The sequence below is a fragment of the Bacteroidota bacterium genome (assembly GCA_039111535.1).
GTDB lineage: Bacteria > Bacteroidota > Rhodothermia > Rhodothermales > JAHQVL01 > JBCCIM01.
Map to the genome: position 1 here is coordinate 33,236 of JBCCIM010000002.1, position 15,368 is coordinate 48,603.

At 49.1% G+C, this 15,368-nt stretch carries 11 protein-coding genes and 2 tRNA genes; 9 read left to right on the top strand and 4 right to left on the bottom strand.

Annotated features, from left to right (window positions below; translation table 11 throughout):
- The first annotated feature begins 79 nt into the window (after nt 1–79).
- From AAF564_00535 to AAF564_00575, 9 genes are all read left to right on the top strand, one after another.
- Nucleotides 80–1,828 carry an AAA domain-containing protein gene (locus tag AAF564_00535; GenBank protein MEM8483997.1) on the top strand — a complete coding sequence of 583 codons (1,749 nt, stop codon included), beginning with the start codon at nt 80–82 and terminating at the stop codon, nt 1,826–1,828.
- Between the two features lie 197 nt (nt 1,829–2,025).
- Nucleotides 2,026–4,344 (top strand): DEAD/DEAH box helicase family protein, encoded by a 2,319-nt coding sequence (locus AAF564_00540; protein MEM8483998.1) that lies wholly within the window; start codon nt 2,026–2,028, stop codon nt 4,342–4,344.
- Nucleotides 4,345–4,348: 4 nt separating this feature from the next.
- Nucleotides 4,349–5,353 (top strand): restriction endonuclease, encoded by a 1,005-nt coding sequence (locus AAF564_00545; GenBank protein MEM8483999.1) that lies wholly within the window; start codon nt 4,349–4,351, stop codon nt 5,351–5,353.
- 28 nt (nt 5,354–5,381) lie between these two features.
- Nucleotides 5,382–6,809, top strand: coding sequence for a class I SAM-dependent DNA methyltransferase (locus AAF564_00550; GenBank protein ID MEM8484000.1), 1,428 nt, complete (start codon nt 5,382–5,384; stop codon nt 6,807–6,809).
- Nucleotides 6,806–8,491, top strand: a complete 1,686-nt coding sequence (locus AAF564_00555; GenBank protein MEM8484001.1) for a restriction endonuclease subunit S — start codon at nt 6,806–6,808, stop codon at nt 8,489–8,491. Before AAF564_00550 ends, AAF564_00555 begins: the two co-directional genes overlap by 4 nt.
- A 3-nt stretch (nt 8,492–8,494) precedes the next feature.
- On the top strand, nt 8,495–9,100 hold the full coding sequence (locus AAF564_00560; GenBank protein ID MEM8484002.1) for a DUF4433 domain-containing protein: 606 nt from the start codon (nt 8,495–8,497) through the stop codon (nt 9,098–9,100).
- Between the two features lie 60 nt (nt 9,101–9,160).
- Nucleotides 9,161–10,252, top strand: coding sequence for a macro domain-containing protein (locus AAF564_00565; GenBank protein MEM8484003.1), 1,092 nt, complete (start codon nt 9,161–9,163; stop codon nt 10,250–10,252).
- A 128-nt stretch (nt 10,253–10,380) separates the two neighbouring features.
- Nucleotides 10,381–11,184 (top strand): MerR family transcriptional regulator, encoded by an 804-nt coding sequence (locus AAF564_00570; protein ID MEM8484004.1) that lies wholly within the window; start codon nt 10,381–10,383, stop codon nt 11,182–11,184.
- Between the two features lie 86 nt (nt 11,185–11,270).
- Nucleotides 11,271–11,471, top strand: coding sequence for a hypothetical protein (locus AAF564_00575; protein MEM8484005.1), 201 nt, complete (start codon nt 11,271–11,273; stop codon nt 11,469–11,471).
- A 544-nt stretch (nt 11,472–12,015) separates the two neighbouring features.
- Here AAF564_00575 and AAF564_00580 read toward each other — a convergent pair.
- The 4 genes from AAF564_00580 to AAF564_00595 all read right to left on the bottom strand — a co-directional run bounded on the left by AAF564_00580 (nt 12,016) and on the right by AAF564_00595 (nt 15,187).
- A complete protein-coding gene (locus AAF564_00580; protein MEM8484006.1) occupies nt 12,016–12,237 on the bottom strand; it encodes a hypothetical protein in 222 nt (73 codons plus the stop codon).
- Nucleotides 12,238–12,922: 685 nt separating this feature from the next.
- Nucleotides 12,923–12,991: transfer RNA gene (locus AAF564_00585), tRNA-Gln, on the bottom strand.
- Between the two features lie 121 nt (nt 12,992–13,112).
- Nucleotides 13,113–13,185: transfer RNA gene (locus tag AAF564_00590), tRNA-Gln, on the bottom strand.
- Nucleotides 13,186–13,363: 178 nt separating this feature from the next.
- A complete protein-coding gene (locus AAF564_00595; GenBank protein MEM8484007.1) occupies nt 13,364–15,187 on the bottom strand; it encodes a pentapeptide repeat-containing protein in 1,824 nt (607 codons plus the stop codon).
- Nucleotides 15,188–15,368 lie beyond the last annotated feature (181 nt).

Genomic DNA, 15,368 nt, shown 5'->3' on the forward strand with positions numbered 1-15,368 from the left:
TTCTAAGTGTTCACGTCAGCACCCGTCTATAAAGAGCATCTCCCCCTTCCCGCTCCTCTACATCACAATTCCCTCAAGAATGAGAAACCTGATTGAACGACTCGATCGGTATATCGATCTGGAGTATGACACCAGTATTAAGCAGGTCAAAGAAATATGGAAAAAACCACTCGCAGAACGCGTTTCTGAAGGCGAAGCTATCTCCGACATTGATGTTATTTCTCATGATTTAGCAAAATTGCGAGTACGGTGCCGACTCAACATATCTAAATTCCGTATTGGCAGTAGACTCCGCATCCATCAAAATAATCCAGCCGATGGCATATCATGTGAAGTACTACGAGACGATGGGCTTGAATTGGAACTCAAACCAGGCTACAGAGAGAGTTTCTCAGGCATCACTGGATCTGGCTGGATACTTGACAACGATTACGTCGACATTCGCCGCATATTGAAAGAGGTGCTTAGCGAATTGGAGCATAACAAAGAGATGTACCAGCGTTTTGTACAGAAACTAAACGGCGACCTTAAGCCTTTGCTTAGCAGACAGAAAGCAGAACAAGTGTTATCTGAGGCTAGAAAAAAAGGATTTAATGCAAAGCAGTTGAAAGCTTACTTAGCAGCATATGCTGCTCAGAATTACTATCTGATTCAGGGCCCCCCCGGTACAGGTAAAACCTGGGTACTTGCCCATCTCGCTGCGAGGCTTGCCCAAGATGGCGAACGAGTACTGATCACTGCTTTCACTCATCGTGCAATCAACAACGCTCTGGTCAAAACTGCTAGAACTACGGGATTCGATAAGATCTGTAAAGTTGGGCAGACCACTAACGCTACAGACTTGTCATGGAATGGTGGGTCCGTTGCAAATTATGAGAAATTTTCATTATCCCCTTACTCACATGAAGAAAAGGGATTAATCGTGGGAGGAACCTGTTTCGCAGTACGGACACGCAGACTATCGGACATAGAATTTGACACCGTAATCTTCGATGAAGCCGGCCAAGTAACCCTCCCTCTTGCTTTCGCAGGTATGCTTGCCGGCAAACGCTATATCTTCATCGGCGATCATAAGCAAATGCCGCCCGTTGTTGTAGCAGAGCACAGAGATAAACAAATTACGAAATCGATCTTTGAGTCATTGTTTGCCCATGCCCCTGGTACAATGCTGGACACGACATATCGTATGAACAAGGAGATAAATGACTTTCCAAGTAAACAATTCTATATGGGCAACCTGCAAACGGCAGCCTCATGCGCGAACAATCAAATCAAACTAAATCATGCACCTGACCGATTCAAAGCAATACTCAATCCACAACGACCTAGCGTATTTGTAGACCTTGGTCACGAAAAGCGTGGGATGCGATCCTCTGAGGAAGCGATATTGTCGGCGCATCTAGTGAAGGACATGATCGCCGGCGGTATCAATCCTAAGGAAATCGCTATCATCGCACCGTATCGCGCACAGGGCAGACTGATTAGAGAACAGATAAGAAAACTAGAAAATGGACGAATTTGGCTTGAAAATATTGTAGTTGATACTGTGGAGCGTATTCAGGGCCAAGAACGCGATGTCATACTTATTTCACTAACAACGAGCGACCCGTCTCATGCTGCAAACAGGGCCGAATTTTTCTTTCAACCAAATCGGTTAAACGTGGCGCTTACTCGTCCGCGCAAAAAACGAATTGTAATCGGAAGCAGTAAAGTGCTTAACACAAAGACTGGGGATAAAATGCTAGATAACAACATCGAAATTTTCAAAGAATTCTATGCATCTTGTTCAGTAATAAATGTGCGCATGCGACAAGCGGCAGAAGCTTGAAATTGGACAGATGATTATTAGAAAATATGTTTGACTAAAAAGTTGTCCATTTCTTTACTAAAAAGCTACAATCACTATTTTTCTACTACCACTCATTTACTTGTCTATCAATTCGTTTTTTCGTAGCCTCCCTTATTTGAATTGAATGTTTATAGTGCCTGCATTTCTATGTTACGCACTTTCAAAAATTGGCTACTATGTCCAAGAGGGATCTATCAGAAATAGATATCTGTGACCGTTATATCACGCCGGCACTACATAAGGCCGGCTGGTCGTTAGAACAGATCCGCCGCGAATACCCCATTTCTCCAGGCCGTATCCACGCCCAGGGTGCAGTTTACAAACGAGGAACACCGCGCCGGGCCGACTACCTGCTGTTCTACAAAAACAACCTCCCTTTGGCCGTTATCGAGGCGAAGGATAATAAGCATACTGTGGGTCACGGCATCCAACAAGCCGTCGCCTACGGGGATATGCTTGACGTTCCATTTGTTTATTCTTCCAACGGCGACGCCTTTTTGGAGCGCGATGTTACAGGCCCTGGAGGCGTCCAGGAGAAACAGATCGGGCTTGATGCGTTCCCCTCTCCGGAAACACTCTGGCAGCGTTACCAGCGTTTTAAGGGCATTACAGAGGAGCAGACAGAGGCTATCGAGGAAGAGTATTACACCGAACTGGACGGCAAAGAACCGAGGTACTACCAGCGAATTGCCATCAACCGAGTTGTCGAAGCGGTAGCACGTGGCGATAAAAGGTTGCTGCTCGTTATGGCAACCGGTACAGGAAAAACATTCACGGCTTTTCAGATCATGTGGCGGCTCAAGGAGGCCGGCCAAGTTAACCGCATCCTCTTCCTGGCTGACCGTAATATCCTGGTCGATCAAGCCAAAACAAATGATTTCCGGCCGTTCGGTGATATCGTCACAAAGTTCAGCCGGCAGAACGTTGATAAATCGTTCGAAATATTCCTGGCGCTTTACCAGTCGCTGACTGGCCCCAATGAAGCAGACAAAGCCTACAGAAAGTTTTCGAAGGATTTCTTCGACCTGATAGTAATCGACGAGTGCCACCGAGGCAGCGCAAAAGAGGATTCAGAATGGCGAGAAATCCTGGAGTACTTTGATTCAGCCGTCCAGCTTGGTCTAACCGCAACCCCAAAAGAGACGAAGTACGTTTCTAACATCGACTACTTCGGAAAGCCCGTCTATACCTACTCCCTTAAACAGGGCATCGACGACGGCTTCCTGGCTCCGTACCGTGTCATCCGAATCAATCTCGACCGAGACCTGGAGGGCTGGAGACCAGAAAAAGGCCGGCTCGATATTAACGGTAATCCCATCGAAGACAGGATCTACAATCGGAAAGACTTTGATAGAACGCTCGTGATCGAGGAACGCACCCTTTTGGTTGCCCATAAGGTCTCGGAGTATCTAAAAAAAACAGACAGGTATGCCAAAACCATTGTCTTCTGCATCGATATCAAACACGCTGACCGGATGCGACATGCGTTAGTCAATGAGAACGGAGACAAAGTTGCAGAGAACGGTAACTATGTGATGAAGATCACCGGTGACGATATGGAGGGTAAACGCGAGCTAGATACCTTCATTGATCCGGAAAGCACGTACCCGACCATCGTTACCACCTCGAAGCTATTAACAACGGGTGTTGATGCGCAGACTTGTAAAGTGATTGTGCTAGACTCAAATATTGGGTCTATGACAGAGTTTAAGCAGATTATAGGACGGGGTACACGCATCCGGGAAGATTACGGTAAACATAGTTTCACCATCATCGACTTCCGGGGCGTGACAAACCTGTTTGCCGATCCAGATTTTGACGGTGAACCCGTTCAGATTTACATACCGGGACGTGAGGACCCGATCACCCCTCCAGAACCAGATCCCGTTGATACCAGCGAATCTGAAAGTGAAGATGAGGATGGCCGGCAGTACAAATACCACGTAGATAATGTAGAAGTAAAAGTGGTGAACGAGCGGGTTCAATACTACGGCCCAGACGGCAAATTGATAACCGAGTCACTGCGCGACTATTCCCGCAAAAACCTGCGTAAATCCTTTGCGTCACTGGATGACTTCCTGCAACATTGGAGCAGCGCCCAGAAAAAGGAAACGTTATTGGCCGAGTTACTGGATAAGGGTATTTTTTATGAGGCACTAGCAGAGGAAGTAGGTAAAGATCTAGGCCCCTTTGATTTGATCTGTCATGTGGCATACGATCAGCCGGCTCTCACACGTCAAGAACGGGCCGAGAATGTGCGCAAGCGCAACTACTTCGCCAAGTATGGAGATCAAGCTCGTCAAGTGCTAGAAGCACTCCTGGACAAGTATGCGGATCAAGGAGTAGAACAGATAGAAAAAATGGAAGTCCTGAAAGTTCACCCTATTAGCCAGTTGGGTTCACCCATTGAAATAGTACGGCACTTCGGCGGCAAAAAGCAGTTTCTTCAGGCCGTCCGAGAACTGGAGCGGGAAATTTACACTTTAGCGAGTTAACACTATGCAGGTATTTGTGGTTAGGGTTGATTATGGGGCTCATACCCAGGCATTCAAAGACAATGGATATGCAGGTATCGGCTGGTTTGAGGATGCGCTGGCCGAAGAAGAGAAGAAGAATAAGGAAAAGCTGCGCACTGCGTACGAACTAGTTTACCCCGATCATAAACCTGGAAGGTCAGCACAAAATGTGAGTCAGATTTACCGCTTCTTGAATGCAGTTGAAGACGGTGATGTAGTTCTTACTCCATATAACGACAGCAGAATGATCGCCGGCCGTGTAGTAGGAAAATCATATGCCCAAACGGACACTTCTTCTCCCTATACCCATCGCATCAAGGTAAAATGGAATAAGCAGATCCTCAATCGTAAAGATTTTTCAATACCGCTCCAAAACACGCTCCGGAGTATGCTTACGGTTTTTCGTGTCAATCAGATCGGGGAAGTATGTCAGGCCGCCGGCTTCCCTTATGATGGTGACGACGCGATATCGGTCGCCCGCAAAAAAGTCAAGGAACAAGACTACTACGAACCCATCCGCAATTTACTTCTAGAGTTGGACGATAAGGAGTTTGAGGTCCTTGTAAGCTACCTTTTGCAGACTATGGGCTTTTCACCAACCAAAGACCCCATCAGTACAAGAGGTGCTGATGGCGGCACTGACTTCGAGGGAGAACTCAATGTACAAGGTATTGCAACTATCTTTCTTCAGGTCCAGGTAAAACGATATAAGCAAACCAACAAAGTGCAGGAAAGCGCCATCCGAAACTTTAGAGGTGCACTTAAACGTGACGCCCACGCCTGTTTTATCACATTGTCCAGTTATAGTAAAAAGGCCAAGAATAGCGCTAACGACCCGGACAAAGTACCCATTCAACTTGTCAACGGTGATCAATTTATAGACATTCTGACCGCACAATACGACCATGTAATCGATCTACTGCACACAGAGGACCAGGACGAACTAGCTAACAAGCTAAATTTCAAGAAAGTACTTGTCCCTGGATGAACTCTAAACCTAAACCCTAAATTCGATAGTGTCTCTTTCGCCTACTGTAAAATCTATCCAGGACATTATGCGGCAAGACGCCGGCGTGGACGGCGATGCTCAGCGCATTTCACAACTGGTCTGGATGCTGTTTCTCAAGATCTTCGATACAAAGGAAGAAGAATATGAAATGATGGAGGAGGGCTACCGCTCCCCCATCCCCGAGACGCTACGCTGGAGAAGTTGGGCGGCTGACGATGAAGGCATAACGGGCGACTCGCTCCTGGACTTCATCAACAACGAGCTTTTTCCAGGACTGAAAGAAGTCCAAACCACTGATCAACGCGGGCTGGTAGTACGGAGCATTTTCGAGGATTCGTATAACTACATGAAGTCGGGCACCCTCCTCCGGCAGGTTGCGAACAAGATCAACGAAATCGACTTCGTCTCCTCAAAAGAGCGACACCACTTTAACGACATTTACGAGAAGATCCTCAAAGACCTCCAGAGTGCCGGCAATTCTGGCGAATACTACACGCCGCGTGCTGTAACCCGGTTTATGGTGGAGATGACAGACCCGAAGCTGGGAGACACGGTCTTCGATCCCGCATGCGGTACGGGTGGCTTCCTGGTAGATACCATCGAACATTTGAGGCGTAAAGGTATCAAGTCGGTCGATGAACGTGCGCAACTCCAGCGTATGATCCGAGGTGTGGAAAAGAAGCCGTTGCCCCATATGCTGTGCCTGACGAACCTCATCCTTCACGACGTCGAAGTACCCAATGTAAAGCGGGATAACTCGCTGGCGGCTCCACTGCGTTCTTATGGCCCCGGAGATCAAGTAAACATCATTGTTACCAATCCTCCCTTTGGTGGTACAGAAGAACCGGGTATTGAAAACAATTTCCCCGAAGCATACCGCACCCGAGAAACCGCTGACCTTTTTCTGGTGCTGATTATGCGTCTGCTCAGGCCGGCCGGCCGATCCGCCATTGTATTACCGGATGGGGCATTGTTTGGAGAAGGCACTAAAACGCGCATCAAAGAGAAACTGCTGGAAGAGTGCAACCTGCATACCATCGTGCGCCTACCTAAAGGTGTATTTGCGCCGTACACGAGCATTAATACCAACCTACTGTTCTTCACCAAAGGAGAACCGACAACCGAGATCTGGTACTACGAGCACCCTTATCCGAAAGGGTATAAAAGCTACTCGAAGACGAAACCGATACGCATCGATGAATTTGAGCCGGAAAAAGCGTGGTGGGACAACCGTGAAGAGAGCGAGTACGCATGGCGGGTATCCATCGACGAGATCAAGCAGCGTGACTATAACCTGGACATCAAGAACCCGAACACCGAAGATGACGGCCCCGGCGATCCGGACACCCTGTTGGCAAAATATGAGCTGATCCAGGCCGGCGTGAAGCAGACCCGTGAAGCGCTCAAAAAGGAATTGATGGAGGCGCTTGGATGAGGGAAATCGAGATGTTGATAGAGCGCTTCGACCTTCTCCTGGATGCGCCGGACAGTGTTTCTAAGTTGCGGCACTTGATCCTGGATGTCGCGATTCGTGGGAAGTTGGTGGATCAGGACCCGAACGACGAGCCGGCTTCGGTACTGCTGGAACGAATTGCGGAGGAGAAGGCACGGCTGGTGAAGGAAGGGAAGATAAAGAAGCCGAAAAAGCTGCCGGCGATTGATCCTGATGAGGTGCCATTTGAGTTGCCGGCGGAGTGGAAATTTTTCAGATTCGGTTTTGCTTTCGATATCCAAGGAGGGACACAACCCCCAAAGAGTACTTTTATGGACTCGCCGGGGCAAGGATATATTCGGCTTCTTCAGATCAGGGATTTTGGCACGAAGCCCGTGCCTACTTATGTTCCAGAAGATCGCGTTCGAAGGTTTTGTACAGAAGACGATATACTGATTGGCAGGTATGGAGCTTCTGTTGGAAAAATCTTTACAGGAATGCGTGGAGCGTACAACGTCGCACTTGCCAAGCTGGTTTATCCCAATGGTGCTTTTGCAAAAGAGTACCTAATAAATATGCTACGAACGGGTTTATTTCAAAACCCCGTAACTGGAATTTCTCGCTCCGCTCAAGCTGGTTTCAATAAGGGTGACTTATTTCCCCTTATTCTTCCCCTACCTCCCCTCCCCGAACAACACCGCATCGTCGCGAAAGTAGACCAGCTCATGGCCCTGTGCGACGAACTGGAGCAACAGCAGGCTGAACGCGAGAAGGTACGTGTAAAAGCCAACAGCGCGGCCGTACAGACCCTCTTGGCATGTAACAGCCCAACCATCTTCACCCGTAACTGGAAACGCATTCGGGACAACTTTGACCTGCTGTACAGTGACCCCGCTAACGTCCAGGAACTTCGCCAGGGCATCTTACAACTCGCCGTCCAGGGTAAGCTCGTCCCGCAAGATGTGAACGATGAGCCGGCGTCGGTGCTGCTGGAACGGATTACGGAGGAGAAGGCGCGGTTAGTGAAGGAAGGGAAGATCAAGAAGGATAAACCTTTTTCTAACCTGATATCGGATGTCCCACCTTTCGAAATTCCGGTTACATGGCAATGGACAACCTTGCAATCAATTTTCGAAATTTCGCGAGGAGGATCCCCTCGACCTAGTGGTGATCCACTCTATTTTGGTGGCAACATCCCCTGGATTACAGTCTATGAAATCACCAAAGATGATGAAAAATATCTAACAAGAACAAAGGATGGGTTGACAGAGGAAGGAAAGAAAAAGAGTCGACTGATAAGCCCTGATGATTTGCTGATCACCAATAGTGGAGCCACATTGGGCGTTCCCAAAATTAGTTTGATTAGCGGTTGTATAAATGACGGTGTAGCCGTCTTACGAAACTTTCACTCTTTCGAAATAAACAACTACTCATATTTATACTTGTATCAACAAACGTCCTCGTTTCGAAATATAAACCAAGGACAAGGACAACCTAACTTGAATACCAGTATTTTAGCTTCCTGGCATTTTCCTCTCCCACCGTTACCCGAACAACGCCGCATCGTCGCCAAGGTAGACCAGCTCATGGCCCAGTGCGACGAACTAGAGACCAAATTAGCGACCTCACAGGGCGTCTCTAGCCGGCTCCTGGAAGCCGTTGTGGCCGGTGTTGTTGACTCTTAATAAATGGACCCACGCCTCCTCTACCATATCACTCCTATCAGCAACCTCTCCCGTATCTTGGAAGCCGGGGGCCTTTTGCCGCATAATCGTCTCGTAGCCGGCGCTTACACCGACGTTTCACATGCACATATTCAAGAACGGCGGGCGCATCGTCAAATCCCGTGCGGACCGCGAGGCACATTACACGACTATGTCCCTTTTTTCTTTTGCAATCGCCCTCCCATGCTGTATTCGATCCACAAAAAGGGCCGACAGCGAGACATGATCTATATCGTGACTTCCATTGAAAAAGTACGCGAAAACAACCACCGATTTGTCTTTTCTGACGGCCATGCGGCAATGCGGTTCAGCAATTTCTACGACAACGAAACCGCAATCGAAAATATAGACTGGCCTCTAATGAAAGCGACCTACTGGACCGATACCGTAGACGATACTGATCGGCAAAGAAGAAGGCAGGCCGAGTTCCTTATCCATGATTTTGTGCCTGTGTCTTCCTGGCTAGGCATTGCGGTGCAATCTCAGCGCATGGAAACCAGTGTCAAAAAAATCTTAGCCGAATTCGATCTGGATGTATACATAAATATCAAGAACGACTGGTATTATTGATCCTTTTTGACACAAAATCGTAGTATATTTGAACAGTTACACTGTGAAACAACGCCTGCCATGATACACCTGAAACGCGGCAACTTACTGGAAGCCTCTGCCGAGGCACTGGTCAACACGGTAAATTGTGTTGGCGTCATGGGTAAAGGCATTGCGCTGCAATTCAAACAGGCATATCCGGAGAATTACAAGATCTACAAAAAAGTTTGTGACCAGCATGCACTCAAAACGGGTATGATGCTGGTGCATGATCGCGGCGGACTCGAAAAATCGGCTGATCCCCCCCGATATATCATCAATTTCCCCACAAAAAATCACTGGCGTGGAAAATCTAAAATGGCAGACATCGAATCAGGTCTCCAGGCGCTGATCGAAGAAATCCATACACGCGAAATCAAGTCTATTGCTATCCCGCCGCTTGGCTGCGGCAATGGTGGTCTGAACTGGAACGATGTTCGAACACGAATTGAACAGGCGTTTGCTGTATTGCCTGACGTAGAAGTGCAGTTATTCGCCCCCGGTAATGCACCGACGGCTGACAAAATCCCGATTCGTACAAAAAAGCCGAATATGACCCAAGGTACAGCGCTGATCGTGTTTTTAATGGCATTATACAAGGTAATGAACTACAAAATTGGATTGCTCGAAATTCAGAAGTTGCTCTATTTTTTGCAGGCCAGCGGCGTCCCGCTCAAGCTCGACTTCAAAAAAGAGCGATATGGTCCTTACGCCGAAGCCGTTCATCATATGTTGCAACGAATGGCCGGCCACTACATTGAGGGATATGGTGACCGCGCAGACATAAAAACCGAGCTAACGCTAAGCCCCAACGCCATTAGCGAGGCAAAGAAATGGCTGGAGCAACAAGAGGAACGAGAGTTATTAAGTTCGCATCTTACCCGTATCCGAGAACTCGCGGAAGGGTTTGAATCACCGTATGGCATGGAGTTACTTGCATCAACACATTGGGTTTTTCAAGAAGATGGGGAAACTGCAAAGGACCCAGAAAAAGCAATCGCTGCCTTACATGCATGGAACGAGCGAAAACGCAAGCAACTTAAGCCCGAGCACATCATTGTAGCGTGGGATCACCTGCGCGAATTAGGCTGGGTAAATCTACCCTCCAGCGCACGTGTAACGGGAAGTCATTGACACTAATCTGAACGCTTCTCTAGCTGGCTCTTGAAAGCCGTCGTGGTAAATTAAGTACATTTCTGAAAACAAATCTGGGAACCATTTTTCTGGGCCAACCTTAAACCTTACAATAACGTAAGGTTTACATGAAGACATCTCAAAGCGCCGTTTTTCGTGGCGACGGTTTCGACCGCACTGCGATAGACTATGTAACAACCGACAAAGGCAAAAATGCCTCAGCGTTCCTAAACGAAAGTCGCTTCACCGTGAAGGAAGCAGAAGTAACCTCACGCGTGGCAAATTACTGGGAAAGCCAAGGACTGATAAATGTTGAACGTGATGGCGAAAAAGGCTGGCGTAAATTCAGCATTATCGATCTGGTCTGGTTAAAAACCGTAACCAAGCTTAGAAACTTTGGCTGGTCCATCGACAAGCTAAAAGAAGTCCAGACCAGCCTATTCGAGGGGCCGGCGTTTATCGACAAGAATAAACGCCGCATTTCCTTTTTTGAAATTTACATCGCGATGGCGCTGACCCTTCGAAAGCCTGTCTACCTGCTGGTTTTCCAGGATGGAATCGCAGAACCCGTTTATTACGAGCAGTACAGTGCAACCCTGCGTTTCTTCGAGTTGAAGGATTACACCGTACTCCACATAAACCCCATCCTACAATCAATTTTCCCCAATTCGGATCTTACGCCGCTTTTTGAGCAGACCGTAGAAGTCGATGACAATGAATTCGAAGTGCTTTTTGCTCTTCGTACGGGGAATTATGAGAGTATTACCGTCCGGAGTAAGAATGGACAACCCAAGACACTGGAGCTTGAAGAACGTGTGGATGCTCCCACTGTTTTTCAGTTGCTCAACGAGCACGACTTCCAGGACATGACCGTTAAGCGTAGGGATGGAAAGATCCTCAATGCCAAACGCACCATCATTAAAAACTTTTAACGACATGCTAACCGGAAGCCCCGGAGGCCTTTTTCAAACCGGTGTGCTGACTGGAGACCCCAGAGGCGTACCTTTCGGAAGGAATTATGCTTTCCCTCGAAAGATGCGCGGAGATCCTGAACAGCAACGGTGAAAACTATACCGATGACGAAATAAAGCAAGCTAGAGACTTTTTGTATCAGCTAGCTTCTATCGACTATGAGATCTTCAAAAGCCAAACCGAAGAAACAGAACGCAGTGATCTACACTCGCGTGTCGACCGACGAACAGGCCGAAAAGGGGTATAGCCTCAGGTACCAGGACGAGCGGTTAAGAACCTACTGCCGCCTAAATGACATCGAAGTGGTCGAACATTATCAAGACGACGCTTCGGCGAAAACCTTCGAGCGACCCGCCTTTCAGGAATTTCTCCAGTTTATCAACGCAAATGCTGATAAGGTGGACCTGTTTATTTTTCTGAAATGGGATCGGTTTGCCCGAAATGCTGAATCCGCATATGCCATGATCCGCCTTCTCGAATCGAAGGGGATCATGGTGTACTGCGTGGAGCAGCCTGTTGATCTCAGCGTCCCCGAGAACAAGTTCATGCTGGCATTCTATCTGGTTGCCCCAGAAGTAGAGAACGACCGGCGAGGACTCAACACCATGACCGGTATGCGGCGAGCAAAGTTAGAGGGGCGCTGGGTCGGCATGGCTCCAAAGGGGTACAAAAATGCCCGTGACGCAGCGAACAGACCCATCGTAATTCCTAATGATGACGCCCGATTCATCCGTCTAGCTTACGAGAAAATGGCAGAAGGGGCATACTACATGGAGGAAATCCGACGCGAATTAAACCGCATGGGATTTGTGTGTAGCAAGAACATCTTCACCAAGATGCTCCAGAACCCGTTTTATATCGGCAAGATTACCGTGCCGGCGTATCGTGACGAGCCGGAGGAAACCGTGGAAGGAATTCATGAAGCCCTGATCGACGAAGCTCTGTTCTACAGGGTACAGGATATTATCCAGCGGGCTAACGGCAAACGTAAAGAAGTACCAAAGCGCCAGCATTCAGAGCTACCGTTGCGAGGCTTTCTGGTATGCCGGCAATGTGGCGGTAATTTGACAGGCAGCAAGACGCGTGGTAATGGTGGGCAGTATTACTACTACCACTGCCAGCACGGCTGTAAGGAGCGTTTCCGCGCTACTGAAGCCAACGATAGATTTACCGACTACCTGAAAGCAATTAAACCACCAGAAGAGATTGCCCTGTTGTACCTGCACATCATGGAAGACATTTTCAGGCAGAAAGAAGGCAACAAGAGCGATGCCCTGGCGCGGGTAGAACGGGACATCAGAAAACAGGAGGAGCGCCTTACGTCAGCAACCGAAAAGTATATAGACGACAAAATCGGAGCGGATGCGTACGAACGACTGGAGGGCCGGCTGAGGCATCGACTTCAGGAGCTAGAAGCGGAGCGCCGAAACCTGGAGGAAATGGAAACCGATTTCGACAGGTATGCCCGGTACGGTATGGCGTTGATTTCTGATCTACCCGGTTACTTCCAAAAGGCAGAGTTACCCATTCAACAGAAAATGGTTGGTTTAATATTCCCGGAAAAGCTAACGTACGACCAGGGCAATTATCGAACCACGCGACTGAACGAGGCAATCGCCCTTTTCAACCGCAAAAAGGCCGATATTGAGGCAAAAAACAAAGGGCTGACCGCTTCAGTAAACGATCAGCCCTCGGAGGTTGCCCTACCAGGACTCGAACCTGGATCCTCCTGATCCAGAGTCAAGAGATACATACCTGTAGCCACCACAATTCTGCTTGCCCAGATGCTGCGCAGGGCTTAGCATAACAGAAGTGAGGAACTGCGCTATACCCTATTCGAAATTTGGCAATCAAAAAAGCCGGCTACCCAACGGGTGCCGGCTTTTTGTTGCCCCACAAGGAGTCGAACCTTGAACCTTCGGAACCAGAATCCGACGCTCTGCCAATTGAGCTATAGGGCAATTAATTCTGGAATGCTGTGAAATGCTGTTTTTAGGCTCTTGTTCCGGGCAAGGTTTTGAACTTTGCGAACTTTGCGACTCCCACCCAGAGATCCTTCATACTGCTAGGATGACATGGGTAAAGAATGTTGCCAACCCTGCCCCATTCGACACTCGGCAATCGAAATTCGGCACTCCATCAATTCTCCTGCGGCCCCATCCATACCGATACGCAGTCGTTCATGATTTCGCTTACCAGCTCTGTGTCTAGCACTGCGTGGATCATGGTTTCGGCCTGGCAGAGTTGGGCACTGGTCAGGCCGGCGACCCCCATCAGTTGCGCGCGCGACAGGTTGGCGCCGCGGAATGTGGCGTTGGTAAAGATTGCGCCATCCAGTTGTGCACCGCGGAGGTCTGCACCGTTGAGATTGGCGCCCATCAGGTTTGTACCAACCAGGGTTGCTGCTTTCAGATCTGCGCCGGCAAGGTTTGCGTCTGTCAGGTCGGCGTTGTCGAGTTGGGCGGAGAACAGGGTTGTGTTGCTCATGTCGGCATCGCGTAGCCGGGCTGCGCGGAAGTCTACTCCGTCGAGTGTGGCTTCTTGCAGGTTGGCGCCGTTGAGGGCCGCACCGCGCAGGTCCATCGACGCCATGTTTGCGCGTGGCAGAGGAACAGGGCCAAAAAACACAAACGCCCACAGCATCGTTGCCAAGGCCCCAACCATTGCCGTTTTTTGTGTCCGCGAATCACTCGACCATTCACGCCACGAGAACCGCCGGCGCTTGTAGCCTTTGAGCGTTGCTACAGCGTTTGTGTAAAACGAATACGACATTCCGCTAATCAGCACAAACAGCAGCAAGTGAAACGCTGAGCCATACGGATCTGCTTTTACGAGATATCCCAACCCAAAATAGCCAATCGTGACCGGCACGATGCACCAGCCTACCAGGATTGTAACCGCTTTTTGCAGATCAAAAAATGGCAAGTGCGAATCACGGAGATGCGGGATGTGCGCGCGCATGATCCCGGTCATCAGCCATGGGTACACTTTTTTGTCGAGTGGCTTGCCGTCAGGAAATACCGCAGGAAACGCCGCGAGGTCTTCCCACAACCGCTGGAGATACAGGTGGAAATAGATAAACAGAACCGACAGAATCATCGGCACCACCCAGAAAAAGCTGGCAGCCGGGATTTTGGTACCGATTAATGGTAGCGGCGAAACAGCCATATTCGTGATCAGGTGGATGTCCTGCGTAGACGACACCACGAGCCATGCATACAAACAGCAAAGCAGTTTAATCAGGAAGAGCCGACTGCCTTTTCTCGAGGTTTCTTCGACGTGCTTTAACCAGTCGGTGTCTTCGATACCAGCCGGCAACTGGGCACTCGACATATTCGCGCCGCGCAGCTGTTTGATCTGAAGACCCCGCACGCCGTGCAGATTTGCTTCCTGCAGGTTTGCCTCATACAACACCGCGTGGTGCAGCGTGGCGTCCTGCAAATCAGCGCGACCGAGAATGGTACCCTGTAAATTGGAAAGCGAGAGCCGGGCATCATGCAGGTAGGCGCGCGTCATGTTTGCACCCGACAAATTCGATTCGCGCATATTAGCGCGGTACAAATTGGCCTGGGAGAGGTTTGCGCCTGACAAGTTCGCCAGTGAGAGCCGCGCACCCTGAAGATCGCTGCCCCACAAACTGGCTTTTTGGAGATTAACCCCGCCCATCATGGCACCCTGAAGATTGGCCTTGGAAAGGCCGGCGCCCTGCAAGTTGGCTTTGGACAAATTTGCCTGACACATGTTGGCTTCGGTCAAATTTGCCCCATGCAAATCTGCACCAACCAGGTTCACGCGCTCCAGGTTGGCCCGTTTACCACGCTGTCCGCTGGAGTTCACCCATTCCAGGTGCTCCTCAAGGACGCGCTCCAGGTCTTCTTCAGAAATATCGATAAAAAAGGTGGGCTCATGCTCGTATTCAACAAGCGGATTCCCTCCGGCAGGCTGTTCGCTCTCTTTGCTCATGCAATACTCAGGGTGCAAAAATTGACTGTAATAGCAGAAAGATTGGATCGTATGGTCCAGTCAGCGATAACCCGGGTTGGAACGGATAAACCGTTTCAGCAGCAGGTTTTTTAAAAGAGGGGCATGATTGGTATCAGCGCTGGTAAAACAAAACCAAAAGCCGTACCTGATGGTATATGCA

Excerpts from the sequence above, each read along its gene's own strand:
- AAF564_00535 (MEM8483997.1), top strand. The coding sequence starts at position 80 with ATGAGAAACCTGATTGAACGACTCGATCGGTATATCGATCTGGAGTAT.
- AAF564_00540 (MEM8483998.1), top strand. The coding sequence starts at position 2,026 with ATGTCCAAGAGGGATCTATCAGAAATAGATATCTGTGACCGTTATATC.
- AAF564_00545 (MEM8483999.1), top strand. The coding sequence starts at position 4,349 with ATGCAGGTATTTGTGGTTAGGGTTGATTATGGGGCTCATACCCAGGCA.
- AAF564_00555 (MEM8484001.1), top strand. The coding sequence starts at position 6,806 with ATGAGGGAAATCGAGATGTTGATAGAGCGCTTCGACCTTCTCCTGGAT.
- AAF564_00560 (MEM8484002.1), top strand. The coding sequence starts at position 8,495 with ATGGACCCACGCCTCCTCTACCATATCACTCCTATCAGCAACCTCTCC.
- AAF564_00565 (MEM8484003.1), top strand. The coding sequence starts at position 9,161 with ATGATACACCTGAAACGCGGCAACTTACTGGAAGCCTCTGCCGAGGCA.
- AAF564_00570 (MEM8484004.1), top strand. The coding sequence starts at position 10,381 with ATGAAGACATCTCAAAGCGCCGTTTTTCGTGGCGACGGTTTCGACCGC.
- AAF564_00575 (MEM8484005.1), top strand. The coding sequence starts at position 11,271 with ATGCTTTCCCTCGAAAGATGCGCGGAGATCCTGAACAGCAACGGTGAA.
- AAF564_00580 (MEM8484006.1), bottom strand. The coding sequence starts at position 12,237 with ATGCTGGCGCTTTGGTACTTCTTTACGTTTGCCGTTAGCCCGCTGGAT.
- AAF564_00595 (MEM8484007.1), bottom strand. The coding sequence starts at position 15,187 with ATGAGCAAAGAGAGCGAACAGCCTGCCGGAGGGAATCCGCTTGTTGAA.